Source organism: Microcystis sp. LEGE 08355, assembly GCF_015207185.1.
In the GTDB taxonomy this organism is placed as follows: domain Bacteria; phylum Cyanobacteriota; class Cyanobacteriia; order Cyanobacteriales; family Microcystaceae; genus Microcystis; species Microcystis panniformis.
The window spans coordinates 1-17,565 of sequence record NZ_JADEXI010000032.1; the positions used below are offsets into that span (position 1 = coordinate 1).

Consider the following 17,565-nt stretch of genomic DNA (forward strand, 5'->3'; position numbering starts at 1 on the left):
GTGTGGGGAAGTGGGGTTTTATCGATTTTCAGGTGGTCAACTACCTAATTTTCAGGGAAAAAGTACCTGAATTTTCCCCCCAATCACTCCAATGGTCGGCACTTTTTGAGGGAAAAAAAGTCTAAAAACCTTATCCAACAAGGTTTTTAGATTTATTCAGCAAACCCTAACTTATTCGTCGTCGGGAACCTACCCCAACAAAAAAACCATCTTGGGCAAGATGGTTAAACACAACGAGTATAAACCGAGAAACTTGACTTCAGACCGCTTTTTCTGGCCCAGTAGCGACGGGCAGATCTGTGGTGCTGTACTCTGTCCAAGAACCCTCATAAATTCGCACCTTGGGATAACCGAGCAGATGTTTGAGGACAATATACTGTAAAGTCGCTTCCCGTCCGGTACTGCAACTGACGATAATATTATCCGAGGGCTTGATGTTGCGTTGGGCAAGAATCTTCCTGATTTCGTCTAAAGATTGCAATTTATGGGGATTTTTCAGGGATTCATCGGGATTATTCGCTTCCGTAAAAGTCGGCCAGGGTATATTTTTCGCCCCCGGAATATGACCATTTCTCAGCCAGATATCCTGTTTCCCCTGAAAAAGTTCTTCCGGTCTAGGATCGATAAAAACCACATCGGGTTTGCCGATCAATTTCTCTACTTCTGCCAAAGTCACCCGAATCGAGGGATTATCACGGACAGTAAAGCTCCCTGGTTGATATTTAGGGAATTCTTTCGTTACCTTTTGTTCAGAACCCTTATAACCCTTAAACCCGCCATCTAAGACCGCCACATCTCGGAAACCCGATCGCTCTAGTAAATAGGCGACCATGGTTGCCCCCAAGACATCGCGACCATCGGAATATACTACCACTCGATCGCCATTAGTGATTCCCGCGGCGGCAAAGAGACTGCCAATTTTATCCTCTTGCCAATATTGAACCGGCAAAAATCCGTTTGGACCACGAAAATTATTATCGGCTATATTCACCGCTTTCGGTAAATGACCGGTGATATATTCCAAAGGATTAATCCGCACATCGAGAATTTTTAACTTCGGATCGTTGAGATTTTGTGCTACCCAAACCGGCGATACAAAGTCTATCTTAGTCTCAGATTTAGACGTGGCCATCAGGGGCGATGACGGTGCTAAGGTAAAGGTTAAAATGCAGAGGAGAACTAAAGTGAAAAAAGTAAGGGGACGGCTTTGAAACCGTCCCAGGGATAGACCCTTCCCTTTAGGCATTTTTGGTTTCATGATTCAGTGTCAGCGACGAATATCAAACGATAATTACTATAAGGCTTTGATTAGCTTTCTCCAAAAATTTAGGTATAACGTGATATTTTTCTTGGCAGCAAGTCTATCAACTAATTATTAATTTCCTCTTGGGTGTTGATCGCCTTGGGTGTCTCTAATAACTGTCGCCACCAGATATGAACGTAGGTTGGGCTTCGGCCGTGAGCTTTTGCCGAACGGTTGAAGCATGAAACCCAACGCCCCCATAGTTTACGCTACTGCTAACCCATCCTACAAATAATTGTGCCTCCCTAATTATTAATTTCCTCTTGGGTGTTGATCGCCTTGGCTGCCTCTAATAACTGTTGCCACCAGAGATGAACTAGGAGGGACCAAGCGAGCGCTAAAAGCCAAGCGGCAAGGATATCACTAGGAAAGTGAACACCTAAATAAAGACGAGTCCAAGCAATAACTAAGAGGAAGGGAATCCCCAGTAAAACTACCCCTAAAAACCAGCGCGTTCTCCAAGATAGGATCAGTAAAGAAACCACTAACAGGGAACTAAATAAAGCATGACCGCTAGGGAAGGCAAAATCATCGGGTAAGGGATAAAATAACTGCCAAAATTGCGGGCGTTTTCGATGAAAAAAAATCTTGAGATTATAACTAATTGCCCAACCTCCCGCCATAGTCACAAGCAGATAAGCGAATCCATACCAGTATTTTTTTACGGCAAAAATCAGCAGTGAAATTGTCAGTATCGGAGCCACTCCCCAATAAGTACCTAATCCCGTTAGTTTTATGGCCAAATAGTTTAGGCTTAAATTAGCGGTTTGATGAATAGATAACATCAGGGATTTTTCCCAAGCAAATCCTTGGGGATGCCGGTCAATAGCGAGTGCTAAATCCGTAAAAGTTAGCGATGTTAACAAGATGGCTAAGAAAATTAAGCTATTGTTTAAGTAGGTTTTGGGCATCACGGGGCAAAAGTAGCGATCGAGGATAACAGGGGCATTTCTAATACCTGAAAATGAATTAAGACCATAATTACTAATGTATAGGCAGTCGAGGAAACTAATCCATTTCTTAATTCTTTTGTCCAATTGCGTTCTTCTTTCTCTCCACCGATTAATTCTTTCGTCCCGAACTGCATTAGCAAAATTCCCACAAGATTAGATAACCAATAACCAACCACGGCCGCAGGTAGAAAAAAATCGGCGTGTAAGCAAGCAATTAAACGACCGAAACCGTAGGCGATCGGCAGATTAAAAATTAGATCGTTCCACCAACACAGGGGCGATAATAAGTAACCAATCAATACCAAGGTTCCGTTTTTGATTTTGTCAAGTAGATACATCTTTTTTTTAGTTACTAACTATTAGTTTTGTTTTTTTGCCATCAGCTATCTAAGTAAGTAGGTGTTGAAAATTGTCAGATACCCCCCTTATTAAGGGGGGATTAAGGGGGGATCAATTAATCAGAACCACTTACTTAGCTGACGGCCTACTACTAATTAACGCTGAATTTGGTCAAAAATCGCCCCATCAGCGAAGAATTTTTTCTGGATCGCATCCCAGCTACCGACCGCCGTATAGGGGAACAGATTCGACACTTTTGGGTATTGTTTACTAAACTCTTTAGCCACATTAGCATTAACGGGACGGAAACCCACCTTGGCGAATTCCCGCTGCGCTTCGGGAGTAAAGAGAAATTGGGCAAAAGCTGTCGCTACTTCCCGGGTTTTGCGTTTATCAACTATTTTATCCACTACGGCCACGGGCGGATCGATCGAAACATTGACTGGAGGAATAGTATAGGAAAAACCGGTTTCTCCTTTTTGACGGGCCAGAATCACCTCGTTTTCGTAGTTAAGCAGCACGTCCCCCTGATCCTGTTTAAAGAAGACATCGCTGGCTTCCCGGGCATCTTTGGGTAGTACAGGCACGTTTTTATAGACATTACGGACGAAATTGGTCGCTTGTGCTTCACTGCCGCCGGTCCGAGTTACCGATCCCCACAGGGCCAGAAAATTCCACCGGGCCACCCCAGAGGTTTTCGGGTTGGCAGTAATGACTTTAATCCCCGATTTGGCTAGATCTGGCCAGTTGCGGATTCCTTTGGGATTGCCCTGACGAGTAACTAAAGCTACCACGGAACGAGTGGCGATGGCGTTATTGGGTAATTCTTTCTGCCAACCGGGGTTAACTAAACCCGCTTTTTGCAGGCGTTCCACATCGGAACCGATAGCCAAATTTACCACATCTGCATCTAATCCGTCGATAACAGCGCGGGTTTGGGAACCAGAGCCACCATAACTCTGTTTAATCACCACATCCTGTTTTTTCTCTCTTTTCCATTTGTTGACGAATAGAGGGATGATTTTTGAGTAGGCTGATTGAGTCACCGCGTAGGAAACCAGGGTTATTTCCACGGTTTGTTGTTTAGCTTGCTGTTTATCCGCAGCTGCCAGCAGATTACTCGATGCTGATAGGGGACTAAAAGTTAGTCCGATTCCCGTTGTCACGACGGCAGCCGTAGCTAGAGAAATAAAAGGTAAGAGGGTTTTCCGTTTTGGGGATCTAGGATCAGGGATCACGATGTCATCGGCTCCTTTGTTTATTTATGGGAGATTGCTAGGTATTTTCTCTCGAATTGTATTCTATACGAAATAAAAAACATTTTCAATACATCGAAGAAAAAATTATACTGTTTGGGTTAGATGCAAAGAAATCAAGCCATTAATGGCTTGATTAGCTGAAAAAAGTGTAAATATTCGATTTACATAGCTTAAATGTGCCTTTAAATTCGCCTGAAGCCTCTTTATGCTTCCAGAATAGAGATTTTATTGTCTTTATGGAGAAGAAAGAATTTTTTAGTGCTCACAAACCTTTCCCTATGTGGGTTCACCGGTGAAGTTAGCAGACCTTAGCAACTATTACCCTAAAATTGAGGCGGTCTAACGACTTCAATCAATAAGCAGGGTGCGTCCCAAAAAATCCTGCATTAGGGAACGCACCCTACAGCGATTGCGATCTATTCAGAAACTTGCCGCATAACGGCTAAGTTATGCCGTGCTTCTCAGCGATCAGACTGCGATCGCCTTAATTTTCAAGCGTAGCCGACAATATCATGGAATGAATAACCGACCAACCCCCTTGTAATTATCAAGATCTACAGCAATTTCGATCAGTCGTTCAGCGCAGCGCTCTCTATACTCAGCTTCACTCAAACGATCGAGATTTCCAATCGTCAACACTGGAAACGATTTCTCTGTGTTCTCTTCTCGCATAACCTGCTCAAGGGAATCATCACCCTTCATATTTCGGTTAGCAGTAAGAATCATCATCTCCTGTTCTTGAGCATAGCGCCAGACTACGCGATCGCTACTTTCCATCGACAGTCCAACCTCTCTAAAGGTGACAAATTGGACAGACTGAAACTCAAGCCAACCACGTTTTGCCAATATACCAAGAAAAATCAGCGCATAACCGTCGAGGTTGTAGTCAACTAAGAAAGTCATTGTTTTTGTGCAGCACGTCTGGCTCTCTGCTCCTCAAGCTTTGCCCAAAACGCTTCTTGTCCTGGTTTATGTGGCATTGCTGCAATTCGAGCAAAGCGTTCACGGTTACGATCTTCCCAATACTGGCGAATTTCTTCCCTATTCTGAAGAACCTCTTGATATTCAACCTCGACCTGAGCTTGGTTTACCTGAATGTAGGACAAAGCTGCGTCAATTTGCGCGTTCGTGAGGTTAAATGTGTCACGAATCAGTTTAGGAGGATAATCAGCTTTTAGGAGATCGATCACATCATAGAGGGTGATGCGCGTGCCAGCGATCGTCAGTCCTCGCTCTGTACGGATAATTTTCGCTTGTTGGTTTGCCGTCCAGGTCATTCCCTTAGCTCCTTAGAATCCACTTAATGGTCAATGGTTTCACCAGACAAATATTGGTCAATTTTTTCTGACCAATCAGGTTCACCGTTCATTATAGCCCGCCCCTTACGCGACAAGATCAGTGTACTGCTAGGCCGTGCCTTCGTCATCCCACTTAGACTGACAACTTCAATCAATGTGCATGGTGCGTTCCCAAAAATCTATTGGTGGAACAGTAGGACTTGCATTAGGGAACGCACCCTACGGCTACGGCGATTGTGATCGCACTATGACAAAGGTTTAATTGTCACTAATCCCCCAGCAAAACCCTGAATATTCAACTCATAGCCATCAAGTAAACCCATACCAACTAATGGATCTGTCTCTGACTCATTGATTTCAATAGATTTGATCTGACCATCCCAGATCACAGTTGCCTCAAATACGTTAAACATACAGAGGCTTCCATCGCCCAAGATTCCCTCTTCTTGCATATACCACGTTAATCCTAGTCTTGTAATGATAGCAGAAGGCAACGTGAGAAATCCAGTGTAACCAGTGTCAATAACTGCTTTAATCGCTTGTCTCTGGTGATTTTCGCCTAGCACTACGAATTGAATAATTGCTTCTCGGTGCGAATTGACGCTCCCCATCATCATGGCGATACACTGGGGGAACGAAAGCCAAAACGATGGACGGCACGATGTCCAATCCGAATACCAAATATTTGTGCATCAGGAAAACGTATTAACAGTTGTTTAGCAGCTGTTAGGCTGTCGTCAGCCACTTCAAAAGCCCCTGTTTCGATGTCTATTGCTACAATCTTCCCATGATTCCCTTCCTCGATTTGGGAGCGTACCTGAGACTCATAGACTTCGTGTCCACGTCGGGCAAATTCTTCTTTGCTGTAGCGGGGTTGTCGAACTGTCATTGAAGCGACCCTGTGGCAACTTTTGCCCCTCTATTTTAACCTAAACATTGGCAATCTTCCCTAACATTCCTCCACTGGGCCCACAAGAGCAGCACCGCACCTAACCTCACAGCTTCAATCAATGTGCATGGTGCGTTCTCAAAAATCCCGCATTAGGAAACGCACCCTACGGCTGAAACAGTCCAGTCAGCGTAACCCACGAATTTTGAACATTAGATAAGGTGCGTTACATTTCATTAACGCACCCTACAAGATCGGCGATCTGCTACGCAGTGCCTTCGGCATCACACTGGTTCTAAAACATAAAATGTTAATATTTGAATGAAACAACCAAATAGTTATCGAGCAATGATTATGGTTAAACCACAAGCTGAATCCAGCCGTAAAGTACTTCTCTATCCTGGTGAGGATAGTTACTTTGTTGTCGAAGTTCCTAGTTTGCCAGGATGTATTAGCCAGGGAAAAACTCGTGAGGAGGCTCTAGCCAATATTGAAGAGGCAATCGCTCTGTATATCGAAGTTTTACAGGATCGGGGTGAACCTGTTCCCAATGATACGGTTGAGGTCATTCTGGTATGAGTAAATTACGTGTTATCTCAGGCGCCGAATGTGTAAAAGCACTTGAGCAAATAGGCTTTGCCGTAGAGCGTCAGCGTGGAAGTCACATGATTTTAGTACGTGAAGCTCCCAAAACAACAGTCTCGGTACCAGATCATAAAGAACTAGATCGAGGTACTTTACGCGCAATTATTCGGCAAGTCGGCTTGAGCGTTGACGAATTTGTTGACCTTTTATAAAGCATTTTACTATGGGATTACACTCCCACAGATAATTCAGAATTTTCCGGTTCTAGAGCAACCCATAAAATTGTCGGCATAAACCTGCACAATATCATCGGTACGTTACACTTCGTTAACGCACCCTACAAGATCAGCGTACTGCTACGCAGTGCCTTCGGCATCGCAATCATAACTAACCAATCGGACTATTTACAAAGACAAGTACGAATCATTGTCGGTCTAACGGCTAAGTTGAGCCGCCACGATTAGATTTGAGATTCTTGTGGTTCATCCTGTTTTGGTCGGCTCCAACGACTTGTTAGACCTTGCTTTGGTGGTAAGCTGACTACCTGCCTGCCACTTTCTGCTTGTCTTTTTTGCCAATCTACAAACATTGCATCCAAATCGTAGTTAAAGGATTTAGCGTGTTCTTCTCGAAATTTATGAATTTCATCTAAAATGTCATCTTGCCACATCGTTATAATCTCCTAAAAGTTCGTAAGGAGTACAAATTATGGGTAACTCGTATCCCAAATCAAGACTGAGCTCTGCCAACTTCCTCTGAATTTGAGCGTTGGCAATATGTTTACAGTTCCATGTTAACAAGTAATCTAGCCCGTGGACAGTCGCCGCAGCAATGTGAACCGCATCATCAGAAGCTTTGGCAGGAAGGTTGCTTCGTATAAGAAACTGGGCTGCCAAGTTGCGTACAGCTTGATTGAGTTCAACCAAAGGCATTTCATTGACAATTTCTAACCTTTTCAAAGCAATCTCTGTATCTCCCTTAGCGACTTCATCTAAAACAACCTGTGAGATATAGAGAAGAAAATCATTACGGCGATTTTGCCACCAGTCCCTTGTCGTTTCAATATTCCCAGCAACAACCAAGTTTTTGGTCGATCTGGCTGTCAGATAACCAATAACGCTGGTTTCAATATAGACGCTTTCACTCACGGCAATCTAGAAAATCTATCCAACGTCTATCCTACTGCATTTAATCTTGGTTTTGAGGGAGTTGGGTAACAACCGTCAACCCAACCTACAAGATCAGCGATCGCACTGTTATGAGTTGATTGATGTTGGGTTTCCTTGCGTCAACCCAACCTACGGGCGAGGCGATCGCACTGGGCCCACAAGAGCGGCATCGTACCTAACCTCACAGCTTCAATCAATGTGCATGGTGCGTTCCCAAAAATCCCGCATTAGGAAACGCACCCTACAGCTGAAACAGTCCAGTCAGCGTAACGCACGAATTTTGAACATTAGATAAGGTGCGTTACATTTCATTAACGCACCCTACCAGATCGGCGATCGCACTGTGTTATACCCGATCGCTTTGGCAATCACCTTGGCGATCAATATGATATAGCGTGTGTTAGCGTCAGGGTAACGCACGAATTTTGAACATTAGATAAGGTGCGTTACATTTCATTAACGCACCCTACCAGATCGGCGATCGCAATAGTGATCGCGTGTGTCCAAATACCCTTGTGGGGGCAAAATCTACCCTAAATCCCGAAAAAGATGCTTTACATCTCACCAAAACTTAGCGATTAGGGAAATTGGGAAAGCGAGTGCGGCATCCGCGATTGATCAAGCCATACCATCCCCAAGCGGCACATTCAATCGGGCGAGTCTCTTGAGGTCGGGAAACAACCGTATAGTCACAAGAGACATAGCCGTTACTGTCGCTATCTATTGCCTGACAGTTCGCTCCTTTTAGGTCTTCTCTAAGAACGGAATTAACATGGTCTCTCAGTTGATTTTCGGCAAAACTCCTGCCCAAAAAAATCTGTCCTAGGAAAGAAACGGCGCTGATTGCGAGAATGCCGACAATAATAGTATTGACTAAGAGTTCAATTAGGGTGAAACCTTTGTTAGCCTTCTTGTTGGCGATTTTGAGCAGCAGTTTGGTTTTGAAGTTAGCGTTCATGATTTTTCCTGAGTACAGGTGTTGGATTTGCTTCTGAACAATAAAACTGTTTCTATTCGTTTATTTAGGCTGAAGAGGCTTAACTATGCGTGAAATTTAAATTTCTTTACAAAAAGCTGGATGCCAACTATAGCAGTTATCTTAGCGTTGGGTTTCATGCTTCAACCGTTCGGCAAAAGATCACGGCCGAAGCCCAACCTACGTTCATCTTATATTTAATTCCACCCACCCACTTAGGACTTGTATTAGGGAACGCACCCTACAGCGATAGCGTACTACTACGCAGTGCCTTCGGCATCGCACTGCCCCCCCCCTAATTGAGCGCCACCAATCGGCGTGATTCGTAATTATGCGGCAACCACTGACAATGAGCGGCAAGTCTCTTCTGATAGTATTGCCGATCGAGAATGGATCGGGAAGAGATCGCCAAAATAGTTTAAAAATCGGCCGAGAATTTCTAGGATAGAAGTAAAGACCATCCTTGCCTACTTTTTCTATGATCCTAGCCGCCAAAACTGGACTAAAAACCGCTACTCTAGACGTAAAAGGCATGAAATGCGCCGGCTGTGTTAGTGCCGTAGAACGACAACTCAGCCAAAATCAAGGGGTAAAATCGGCCCAAGTTAACCTAATCACGGAAATTGCCGTGATTGAATACCAACCAGATGCGATCGCACCAGAGCAGTTAGCCGCAAAATTAACCGCGATTGGATTCCCCTCCCAACCGCGCAGCTCATCGACTCCCCTTTCTCAACAAAATCAACGGCTGCAAAACCAACAAAAAGAACGGCAACAACAATTATACCGATTAGCGATCGCTTGTTGTTTACTGGTTTTTTCCCTGATTGGTCACTTACACCACATCGGGGGACCAGAAATCCCCATCCTTCAAAGTATTGCTTTTCACTGGACTTTAGCCACCCTAGCCATTTTATTCCCCGGCCGCGATATTTTCATCGATGGTTGGCGCGGATTACGGCACGGGATGCCAAATATGAACACTCTCGTTAGTTTAGGCACAGGTAGCGCCTATATAGCCAGTTGTTTGGCTCTTATCTTCCCTAATCTCGGTCTAGAGTGCTTTTTCGATGAACCAGTCATGCTGTTAGGGTTTATTCTCCTCGGACGGACTCTAGAAGCGCATTCCCGTCATCGCGCAGCCGCAGACTTAGAAGCGCTTACCTCCCTACAACCGGCAGTGGCTCACCTGATTGGTAGTACAGATGACCGTGTGGGCGTGGCGATTCCCGTGGAACAGCTGCGCGTCGGGGAATGGGTGCGCGTCTTACCCGGGGAAAAAATTCCCGTGGATGGGGAGATTATTCAGGGAAGAACCACGGTAGATGAAGCTTTATTAACGGGGGAATCGCTGCCGGTGGTTAAGGAAATGGGAGATTTAGTCATTGCTGGCAGTTTCAATCTCTCTGGTGCGATTGCGGTGCAAACTCGTCAGGTGGGGACCGATACCACCCTAGCTAAGATTATCGCAGCCGTGGAATCAGCCCAAACTCGCAAGGCCCCGGTACAGAAGATAGCGGACCGGGTAGCGGGTTATTTTGCCTACGGAGTGATGATAATTGCCCTAATTGTGCTGCTCTTTTGGTATTTTTGGGGAACTAGGCTGTTTCCAGAGGTGTTAGGGTCAACCACAGGACACCACGATCTGATTCAACCCACTTCTCCCCTACTTTTGTCCCTAAAATTAGCGATTTCTGTGCTTGTGGTCGCTTGTCCCTGCGCTCTCGGTTTAGCCACACCGACGGCCCTACTGGTGGGAACCAGTTTAGCAGCCGAACGGGGTATTTTAATTAAAGGGGGCGATGTTTTGGAAACCGTCTCGCAACTGCAAACGGTGGTTTTTGACAAAACGGGAACCCTTAGCCAAGGTCATCCAGAAATTACCGATTGTTTGAGTTTTTCTGAGCTTAATTCTCTGGAAATTCAACAATTAGCGGCAGTAGTGGAGAGTGGTACTAATCATCCTCTTGCTCGGGCGATTTTAGACGCAGTTACTCCTCCTACTAACCTGACGGGGGAAGATTTTCAAACTGTGGCCGGATTGGGAGTTTCGGCAAGGGTGCAGGGGTCGAAAATTGTTCTAGGAAATCGGCAATGGTTGGCACAGAACGGCATTAAAATCGATGAAACTATCCCCCGTATTCAAGAGCTTTTAGAGGCGGGTAAAACGGTGATTTATCTGGGTAGGGAAGAACAATTACTCGGCGCGATTGCTTTTCAGGATCGATTACGTCCCGATGCTCAAACAACCGTGAATCAGTTGCAAAAACTCGGTTTAGAGGTGATTTTACTCAGTGGCGATCGCCAAGAAGTGGTGACAGCGATCGCTAATAGTTTGGGTATTAGTCAATTTTATGCCCAAGTTGCCCCCACCGAAAAATCCGCCTTAATTGCAGATCTACAGACAAAAGAGGGCAAAATCGTGGCTATGGTCGGGGATGGTATCAATGACGCTCCTGCACTAGGACAGGCTAACATCGGTATTGCTCTGGCCGGTGGCACGGAAGTGGCCATGGAAACAGCCGGGATCGTTTTAATTAGCGATCGCCTGGAGGATGTGGTGCAATCTCTGCATTTAAGTCTGGCCACATGGCAAAAAATCCGACAGAATCTTTTTTGGGCTTTGGGTTATAATACCTTTGCTATTCCCATTGCTGGTGGTTTATTACTGCCCCATTGGGGTCTAGCTTTCAGTCCGGCCCTAGCAGCAGCTTTGATGGCTTTTAGTTCGGTTATGGTGGTGAGTAATTCCTTGCTTTTACGTCGTCAATTTCCTCCGCTCAAATCGACGCAGGAAGGCAAAAATTAAAGCAATTACCGATTTTTTCTCGATAAATCTATCAAGCACCAAAAAGAGCGGCTCTCTTATTCTTTGTGTCATAAGTTTCACTGATACAGGAGCGATCAATCTCTGTGTCCTCTGTGTCTTTGTGGTTCGTTACCTAAGAGAGCCAAGATGGTATTTTGTCCCCGTCTTTGTCAGTTGACGGAGACAGGAACAAATCGGGTTAAGCGGTAATTCTGGTCAGGGATTGACCTTGATAATTTTTGGTAATAATCTGGTGAATAGATTCAAAAAATCGCCGACAACGATTATTAATTCTCAGGGGCAATTCATGATTTTTTACCAATAAATCAATCTGAAGTTCCGAGCTAGTGGGAGGATGGATAAACAATTCCACTTTCACTAACTGGGGAAAGAAAGCATCGTTAGGAACTTCCGATAAAAGCAAGACATCAGGCCGGCGCTTGATGATTTCAAATTCACCCAAACTTAATATATCATCGTATAAAAACCCGGTCTGATGAGGAGAAATCCCGACAAAATAGGAACAGCAATAGCGAGCCATGGCAGGGAAAAGATGATAAATTGGTCAAGGTTAATCGGTCAAAATCAGGCCATTGAACTACTACAAAGAGCGCTTGAAGTCAATTCGATCGCTCCCGCTTACTTATTCGCTGGCGCTAAGGGGATTGGACGCAATCTAGCAGCAAAATGTTTCTGTCAAGACTTGTTAACTAGAGATCGATCTCCGGAAACAAGGGAATTAATCCTGAAACGCTTTCTCGGTGGCAATCATCCCGATTTACTCTGGATTGAACCCACTTATCAACACCAAGGCAAACTACTCACCGCAAAAGAAGCACAGGAAAGCAATCTCAAGCGCAAAGCTCCCCCGCAAATCCGCATCGAACAAATTCGCGAGATTACTAACTTTTTAAGTCGTCCTCCCCTCGAATCGGCCCGCTCTGTGGTAGTGATCGAGCAAGCAGACACCATGACGGAAGCGGCGGCAAATGCGCTCTTAAAAACGCTTGAGGAACCTGGAAAAGCCACTTTAATCCTGATTGCTCCTAGTCCCTCCTCTTTACTACCCACTCTCGTTTCTCGCTGTCAACACATCCCTTTTCAGCGTCTTTCGGAAGAAAATCTCGCTCAAGTCCTGCGCTCTAACGGACAAGCTCGCGTTCTCAATTATCCGGCAATTCTCGGTTTAGCTCAAGGTAGCCCCGGAGAAGCGATCGCCGCTTTAGAGTTTCTCGACAGTCTCCCCCAAGATTTACCGCGATCTTTGAGCAAGTTTCCCCTAAAACTCTCCCAAGCGCTGGAATTAGCCAAAATTATCGCTCAAACTCTTGACACGGAAACCCAATTATGGTATGTGAGTTATCTTCAGTATGAGGATTGGCAACGACGACGAGAGCGATCGATTTTAGAAATCTTGGAAAAAACCCGCCGGCAGCTGTTAGCCTACGTTCAACCCCGTTTAGTCTGGGAATGCACTTTCTTGGCATTAGCCAAGCTATCCACCGCCCAAAAGTCTTAAAATTGTTATATTTATCGATCGAGTGGGGAGAAAGACCATGAAAATCAAATCCTTAGTTTTGCTGATTCTGTTAACTTTGACTACGGTTTTAGGTGCTTGTCAGGGAGCAAAACAAGCCGAAGAACCGAAAAACGTCCCTACCACGGTGGAATCGCCGCAAAAAGACGAAGATAGCGATGAAGACGGGGAAAATCGGCAAAAAGACGATGATAATGACCAGAATAAAGACGATGACGATGACTAGGGTTTGCGGCAAAAAGTTTGTTGGTGGGGTTAGGAGTCAGTAGCCAGTAGTCAGTAGTCAGGAGAATTAAGAATGAATAATAATCAATTAAATTGTCTATTTACAGATTTTAGGCAATTTAATCCTTATTTTTGTCGTTTTTGAACCCCTAACTAGGGTCTGCGGCAAAAAGTACGGGCGAAGCATTCGGACAATAACCTATCGGTGAAACCGTAGATTTTCTAACCGAATGCTTCGCCCCTACAGGACGCGGGCCGATGAAGACGCAAGTTTTTGAACGACGATTCTCTCAAAATCTTGCACCTGTTTCGCGAAAAAAGCCACAAAACTCTTACCTTGCCTACATTTCACATTTATTCAGCAAACCCTAACTAGCATAAAAAAATCGGGTGAGCTTTAACCCACCCGATCGCCTATAGATTGAAATCAACCTATAACTGTGGTACAAACTGTTCTTTTTCGGGAACGTAGGCGTATTCAGCCACAATTTGCCGGAATTCTTCCCCATTGATCGTTTCTTTTTCGATCAGCAGGTCCACCACTCGATCGATCACTTCGCGATGATCGCGGACAATTTGCCGAGAAATTTCATGACAGTGTTCCACGATCGATCGCACCTGATCATCGATGCGAGTAGCGACCTTCTCAGAATACTCGGAACGAGTCATCAAACCGCCACCGAGGAACACTTCACCCCCTTGACTTTCTAGGGACAAAGGACCCAAATCGCTCATCCCGAAACGAGTCACCATCTGGCGGGCCATATCAGAAACTTGCTGTAAATCGCCACCGGCGCCGGTAGTCACCTCATCATAGCCGAAGATTTCTTCCTCGGCCGCCCGACCACCTAAAGCACCGGAAATCCGGGCCATTAACTGCGCTTTCGTGGTTAAACCCTGTTCTTCGTTGGGAGTGAACCAAGTTAAACCCTGGGCCTGTCCCCGGGGAATCAGAGTCACTTTCTGGACGGGATCGTGATCTTTTAAGAGCGTACCCACGATCGCATGGCCCACTTCATGGTAAGCGATTAAGCGCTTGCTCTTGCTATCGACTAAAGGAGTGCCTTCCATACCGGCGATAACGCGATCTACCGCGTCATCTATCTCTAGGAGGGTAATGGCATCTTTACGACGACGGGCGGTTAAAATTGCCGCTTCGTTCAGTAAATTGGCTAAATCTGCGCCACTGAACCCCGGAGTGCGACGGGCGATCGCTTCGATGGAAACGTCGTTGGCCAGCTTTTTATTACGGGCATGAACGTCTAAAATCTCTAAACGACCTTTAAAATCGGGCGCATCGACGGTTACTTGGCGATCAAAACGGCCCGGACGCATGAGAGCGGAATCGAGAACATCGGGGCGGTTAGTGGCGGCAATGATGATAATTCCCGTATTCCCCTCGAAACCGTCCATTTCTGTCAATAATTGGTTTAGGGTTTGTTCCCGTTCATCGTTACCACCACCGATACCGGCACCCCGTTGACGACCTACTGCGTCAATTTCATCGATAAATATTAAACAGGGAGCATTTTCCTTGGCTTTTTTGAACAAATCGCGCACGCGAGAAGCACCGACACCGACAAACATTTCCACAAATTCCGAACCGGAAATGCTGAAGAAAGGTACACCCGCTTCACCGGCGATCGCTTTGGCTAACAGGGTTTTACCCGTACCGGGGGGACCAACTAACAGGACTCCTTTGGGGATTTTGGCACCGACGGCGGTAAATTTCTCCGGTTGTTTGAGGAAAGTGACAACTTCCTGTAATTCTTCCTTCGCTTCGTCAATTCCTGCCACATCATCAAAGGTGATGCCGGTTTTTGCTTCCATCTGGAAACGAGCTTTTGATTTGCCAAAACTCATCGCTTGACCCGGACCGCCTGGGATATTATTAGAACGGCGGAACAGGAAAAAGAGAGCGGCAATCAGCAAAAAGGGAAAAAGTAGATTACCGAGGAATCCCCACCAAGCGCCGTCATTCCGCATCGGGTGAGCATCGAAACTAATTTTAGAATCGCGTAAACGGGCGATCAAATCCGGGGAATTGGCCGGTAAATCGACCCGTAGGCGTTGTACTCGGTTTTCTAGTTCTGGATCTAGGGCCTGTACGATCGCGGTTCTGCCCCCTTCGTAGAGATCGACGCTGACAACTCTACCACTGTCTAGGTATTCTAGAAAGCGTCCGTAGGTCATGCGGGTACTGGCGGTGTTATTGCCGATATTACTGGTGGCGGTGGCAAAAGTGCCTTGCCAGAGGAAAAAACCGACCACAAGGGCGGGCAATGTCCACAGTAAAATTGTTTTCCAGGATAGTTTCATGTTTGTTTAGTGGTTCTAGGATAAAGATTTTTGCCTAACTCATTTAGCTGTTTTTGTCAAGGATTTTAGGTTATTTTTTCGAGATTAATCCCCGCAGCCAATTAAATCTTAACTAAATGTAACGTAATTCTCATAATTCTGACAAGAATGGTGACGAGAGATTTTTTTAGTTCATGCGTTCTAACAAGAGTCTCATGGTTTCTGGGATAAGCTGTACTGAATTTAAGTAGTCGTGCAAAATTAATTTCCTAGTCGAGACAGGAGACAGGAGACAGGAGACGGGAGACGGGAGACAGCTATCAGGGATAAGATTTGAGTTTTTAGTTCACTAGACCTCTTGTAAAAATCAAAAATTGTTGTTAGGGTTAGGAGTCAGTAGTCAGGAGAATTAAGAATAAATAATAATCAATCAAATGGTCTATTTACAAACTTTCGGCAATTTAATCCTTATTTTTGTTGTTTTTGAACCATCAAAAATTAATTATGCCAGAGGTTTACTGTTTACTGATCACTGAAAAAGGGTTCGACTGACGGCTTAGATGTGTAATTAATTTTGCTTAGGTACTTAAACTGCCTAGAAGTATATACTATATCTATTGATACGAAAATCATCTCCAAAATCCTAAAATTGCTTCTTTTTCCCATATTTGATAATTTTGCTAGATGTAACCAATTAAAGATAGAGTTAGTATCTCAACAAAATTTTTACCCTGATTTGACCTTTATTCACGAGCCAACAGGAGCTAAGTTTGCTGTGGATAGAGATTACTATTGATGAGGAGAGTGTTTAGTGAAGTTAACGCCACTTGTACCACCGATTAAGTGTCAAGGAATTAAAACTAAATTGGTTAAAGATATTAAAAATATTGTGTCTGATCTGAGCTTTGGGCGCTGGATAGAACCCTTTTCTGGATCGGGAGTGGTGGCTTTTAATATTAATCCCCAAAAGGCTTTACTTGCAGACACGAATACTCATATTATCCAGTTTTATAATAATCTAAAAAATCAAATTATTACCAGTAAAACTGTGAAGCTTTTTTTGCAAGAAAATGGTCAAGTTCTTAAGGAACAGGGAGAAAGTTATTATTATCAAGTACGAGAAAGATTTAATCAATCTCCTAATTCTCTAGATTTTTTATTTCTCAATCGCTCCTGTTTTAATGGCGTGATGAGATTCAATCGGAAGGGACAGTTTAACGTACCTTACTGTCATAAATCAGAACGATTTTCTCAAGCATATATTACCAAAATAGTCAATCAAGTTATTGCCCTAGAAAATATTCTTATTAAAACTGATTATAATTTTCAAGTGGCTGACTTTCGAGAGACTTTATCTAATTGGCAAAAAACAGATTTGATCTATCTCGATCCTCCTTATTTAGGGAGACACACCGATTATTTTAACTCTTGGTCTGAAGAGGATGAAGATTGTTTGGTGACTATTTTAAAGGATATTGCTTGTCGGTTTATTTTGTCCACTTGGCACAGTAATCAGTTTAGAAGTAATCCTTTAATAAAAAAAAATTGGAGTGCTGATAAGTTTTATATCTATACTAAACAGCATTTTTATCATGTGGGTTCCACAGAAAAATTACGTCATCCGATCACCGAAGCGCTCATTACTAACTTTAACATTCCCTTGTTGCCAGAGCGAGGAACTGATTTGCAACAACTGTCATTATCCCCATCGACAGCAGAAAATGAGGGAGTGAGAACAGTCTAGAAGATGCCTAGTTGCAAATTCTCACTCCTTACTATTTAGGGTTTGCTGAATAAATCTAAAAACCTTGTTGGATAATATCTTTAGGCTTTTTTGAAATCAAAAAGTACCGGATATGGGAGTGATTGGGGGGGGAATTTTAGGGACTTTTTCCCTGAAAATTAGGTAATTGACTCCCTGAAAA

At 44.3% G+C, this 17,565-nt stretch carries 20 protein-coding genes; 7 read left to right on the forward strand and 13 right to left on the reverse strand.

Annotated features, from left to right (window positions below):
- Positions 1 to 259: 259 nt before the first annotated feature.
- The 8 genes from IQ242_RS02955 to IQ242_RS02990 form a co-directional block, all read right to left on the reverse strand.
- Complete coding sequence (locus IQ242_RS02955; RefSeq protein WP_193958984.1) at positions 260 to 1,258, reverse strand: sulfurtransferase; 999 nt, start codon at positions 1,256 to 1,258, stop codon at positions 260 to 262.
- 290 nt (positions 1,259 to 1,548) lie between these two features.
- Positions 1,549 to 2,217, reverse strand: coding sequence for a phosphatase PAP2 family protein (locus IQ242_RS02960; RefSeq protein WP_193958985.1), 669 nt, complete (start codon positions 2,215 to 2,217; stop codon positions 1,549 to 1,551).
- Positions 2,214 to 2,594, reverse strand: coding sequence for a hypothetical protein (locus IQ242_RS02965; RefSeq protein WP_193958986.1), 381 nt, complete (start codon positions 2,592 to 2,594; stop codon positions 2,214 to 2,216). The genes IQ242_RS02960 and IQ242_RS02965 overlap by 4 nt, the downstream gene beginning before the upstream one ends.
- Before the next feature lie 156 nt (positions 2,595 to 2,750).
- Positions 2,751 to 3,833 (reverse strand): sulfate ABC transporter substrate-binding protein, encoded by a 1,083-nt coding sequence (locus IQ242_RS02970; protein ID WP_185237283.1) that lies wholly within the window; start codon positions 3,831 to 3,833, stop codon positions 2,751 to 2,753.
- A gap of 531 nt (positions 3,834 to 4,364) precedes the next feature.
- Positions 4,365 to 4,757 carry a DUF5615 family PIN-like protein gene (locus tag IQ242_RS02975; protein WP_193958987.1) on the reverse strand — a complete coding sequence of 131 codons (393 nt, stop codon included), beginning with the start codon at positions 4,755 to 4,757 and terminating at the stop codon, positions 4,365 to 4,367.
- A complete protein-coding gene (locus IQ242_RS02980; protein WP_002741562.1) occupies positions 4,754 to 5,131 on the reverse strand; it encodes a DUF433 domain-containing protein in 378 nt (125 codons plus the stop codon). The genes IQ242_RS02975 and IQ242_RS02980 overlap by 4 nt, the downstream gene beginning before the upstream one ends.
- Positions 5,132 to 5,397: 266 nt before the next feature.
- On the reverse strand, positions 5,398 to 5,769 hold the full coding sequence (locus IQ242_RS02985) for an aspartyl protease (protein WP_036399747.1): 372 nt from the start codon (positions 5,767 to 5,769) through the stop codon (positions 5,398 to 5,400).
- Positions 5,766 to 6,041, reverse strand: a complete 276-nt coding sequence (locus IQ242_RS02990; protein ID WP_002733756.1) for a hypothetical protein — start codon at positions 6,039 to 6,041, stop codon at positions 5,766 to 5,768. Before IQ242_RS02990 ends, IQ242_RS02985 begins: the two co-directional genes overlap by 4 nt.
- A 354-nt stretch (positions 6,042 to 6,395) precedes the next feature.
- Here IQ242_RS02990 and IQ242_RS02995 point away from each other — a divergent pair, with 354 nt between their 5' ends.
- Positions 6,396 to 6,620 carry a type II toxin-antitoxin system HicB family antitoxin gene (locus IQ242_RS02995; protein WP_002779120.1) on the forward strand — a complete coding sequence of 75 codons (225 nt, stop codon included), beginning with the start codon at positions 6,396 to 6,398 and terminating at the stop codon, positions 6,618 to 6,620.
- Positions 6,617 to 6,838, forward strand: a complete 222-nt coding sequence (locus IQ242_RS03000) for a type II toxin-antitoxin system HicA family toxin (RefSeq protein ID WP_185239670.1) — start codon at positions 6,617 to 6,619, stop codon at positions 6,836 to 6,838. The genes IQ242_RS02995 and IQ242_RS03000 overlap by 4 nt, the downstream gene beginning before the upstream one ends.
- 248 nt (positions 6,839 to 7,086) lie before the next feature.
- Here IQ242_RS03000 and IQ242_RS03005 read toward each other — a convergent pair whose 3' ends face one another.
- The 3 genes from IQ242_RS03005 to IQ242_RS03015 form a co-directional block, all read right to left on the reverse strand.
- Complete coding sequence (locus IQ242_RS03005; protein ID WP_002732654.1) at positions 7,087 to 7,296, reverse strand: hypothetical protein; 210 nt, start codon at positions 7,294 to 7,296, stop codon at positions 7,087 to 7,089.
- Positions 7,283 to 7,774 carry a type II toxin-antitoxin system VapC family toxin gene (locus IQ242_RS03010; protein ID WP_052276034.1) on the reverse strand — a complete coding sequence of 164 codons (492 nt, stop codon included), beginning with the start codon at positions 7,772 to 7,774 and terminating at the stop codon, positions 7,283 to 7,285. The genes IQ242_RS03005 and IQ242_RS03010 overlap by 14 nt, the downstream gene beginning before the upstream one ends.
- Positions 7,775 to 8,366: 592 nt before the next feature.
- Complete coding sequence (locus IQ242_RS03015; RefSeq protein ID WP_190358549.1) at positions 8,367 to 8,753, reverse strand: type II secretion system protein; 387 nt, start codon at positions 8,751 to 8,753, stop codon at positions 8,367 to 8,369.
- 496 nt (positions 8,754 to 9,249) lie between these two features.
- On the opposite strand from IQ242_RS03015, the gene IQ242_RS03020 reads away from it, so the two are divergent.
- Positions 9,250 to 11,580: a cation-translocating P-type ATPase gene (locus IQ242_RS03020; protein ID WP_193958993.1), complete on the forward strand. Its 2,331-nt coding sequence runs from the start codon at positions 9,250 to 9,252 to the stop codon at positions 11,578 to 11,580.
- A gap of 199 nt (positions 11,581 to 11,779) precedes the next feature.
- Here the strand turns inward: IQ242_RS03020 and IQ242_RS03025 are convergent, their stop codons facing one another.
- Entirely contained in the window at positions 11,780 to 12,121 is a 342-nt protein-coding gene (locus IQ242_RS03025) for a hypothetical protein (RefSeq protein WP_193958988.1), read from the reverse strand.
- Positions 12,122 to 12,133: 12 nt separating this feature from the next.
- Here IQ242_RS03025 and holB point away from each other — a divergent pair, with 12 nt between their 5' ends.
- Positions 12,134 to 13,099, forward strand: coding sequence for a DNA polymerase III subunit delta' (gene holB, locus IQ242_RS03030; RefSeq protein WP_193958989.1), 966 nt, complete (start codon positions 12,134 to 12,136; stop codon positions 13,097 to 13,099).
- Between the two features lie 37 nt (positions 13,100 to 13,136).
- A complete protein-coding gene (locus IQ242_RS03035; RefSeq protein WP_193958990.1) occupies positions 13,137 to 13,343 on the forward strand; it encodes a neurohypophysial hormones like protein in 207 nt (68 codons plus the stop codon).
- 431 nt (positions 13,344 to 13,774) lie between these two features.
- Here the strand turns inward: IQ242_RS03035 and ftsH2 are convergent, their stop codons facing one another.
- The gene (gene ftsH2 / locus IQ242_RS03040) at positions 13,775 to 15,661 is read right to left on the reverse strand and encodes an ATP-dependent zinc metalloprotease FtsH2 (RefSeq protein ID WP_193958991.1); all 1,887 of its coding nucleotides are present in this window, start codon (positions 15,659 to 15,661) and stop codon (positions 13,775 to 13,777) included.
- A 553-nt stretch (positions 15,662 to 16,214) separates the two neighbouring features.
- On the opposite strand from ftsH2, the gene IQ242_RS03045 reads away from it, so the two are divergent.
- Together IQ242_RS03045 and IQ242_RS03050 are read left to right on the forward strand one after the other, a co-directional pair.
- Positions 16,215 to 16,436, forward strand: a complete 222-nt coding sequence (locus tag IQ242_RS03045) for an EcoRV family type II restriction endonuclease (RefSeq protein ID WP_228020792.1) — start codon at positions 16,215 to 16,217, stop codon at positions 16,434 to 16,436.
- Between the two features lie 15 nt (positions 16,437 to 16,451).
- On the forward strand, positions 16,452 to 17,384 hold the full coding sequence (locus IQ242_RS03050) for a Dam family site-specific DNA-(adenine-N6)-methyltransferase (protein WP_193958992.1): 933 nt from the start codon (positions 16,452 to 16,454) through the stop codon (positions 17,382 to 17,384).
- Positions 17,385 to 17,565: the final 181 nt, after the last annotated feature.

Bases quoted from the DNA above. Each gene is read 5' to 3' on its own strand.
- holB (WP_193958989.1), top strand. From the start codon at position 12,134: ATGATAAATTGGTCAAGGTTAATCGGTCAAAATCAGGCCATTGAACTA.
- ftsH2 (WP_193958991.1), bottom strand. From the start codon at position 15,661: ATGAAACTATCCTGGAAAACAATTTTACTGTGGACATTGCCCGCCCTT.
- IQ242_RS03000 (WP_185239670.1), top strand. From the start codon at position 6,617: ATGAGTAAATTACGTGTTATCTCAGGCGCCGAATGTGTAAAAGCACTT.
- IQ242_RS03020 (WP_193958993.1), top strand. From the start codon at position 9,250: ATGATCCTAGCCGCCAAAACTGGACTAAAAACCGCTACTCTAGACGTA.
- IQ242_RS02975 (WP_193958987.1), bottom strand. From the start codon at position 4,757: ATGACTTTCTTAGTTGACTACAACCTCGACGGTTATGCGCTGATTTTT.
- IQ242_RS03035 (WP_193958990.1), top strand. From the start codon at position 13,137: ATGAAAATCAAATCCTTAGTTTTGCTGATTCTGTTAACTTTGACTACG.
- IQ242_RS02990 (WP_002733756.1), bottom strand. From the start codon at position 6,041: ATGACAGTTCGACAACCCCGCTACAGCAAAGAAGAATTTGCCCGACGT.
- IQ242_RS03005 (WP_002732654.1), bottom strand. From the start codon at position 7,296: ATGTGGCAAGATGACATTTTAGATGAAATTCATAAATTTCGAGAAGAA.
- IQ242_RS03025 (WP_193958988.1), bottom strand. From the start codon at position 12,121: ATGGCTCGCTATTGCTGTTCCTATTTTGTCGGGATTTCTCCTCATCAG.
- IQ242_RS02980 (WP_002741562.1), bottom strand. From the start codon at position 5,131: ATGACCTGGACGGCAAACCAACAAGCGAAAATTATCCGTACAGAGCGA.
- IQ242_RS03015 (WP_190358549.1), bottom strand. From the start codon at position 8,753: ATGAACGCTAACTTCAAAACCAAACTGCTGCTCAAAATCGCCAACAAG.
- IQ242_RS02965 (WP_193958986.1), bottom strand. From the start codon at position 2,594: ATGTATCTACTTGACAAAATCAAAAACGGAACCTTGGTATTGATTGGT.
- IQ242_RS02985 (WP_036399747.1), bottom strand. From the start codon at position 5,769: ATGATGATGGGGAGCGTCAATTCGCACCGAGAAGCAATTATTCAATTC.
- IQ242_RS02995 (WP_002779120.1), top strand. From the start codon at position 6,396: ATGGTTAAACCACAAGCTGAATCCAGCCGTAAAGTACTTCTCTATCCT.
- IQ242_RS02955 (WP_193958984.1), bottom strand. From the start codon at position 1,258: ATGAAACCAAAAATGCCTAAAGGGAAGGGTCTATCCCTGGGACGGTTT.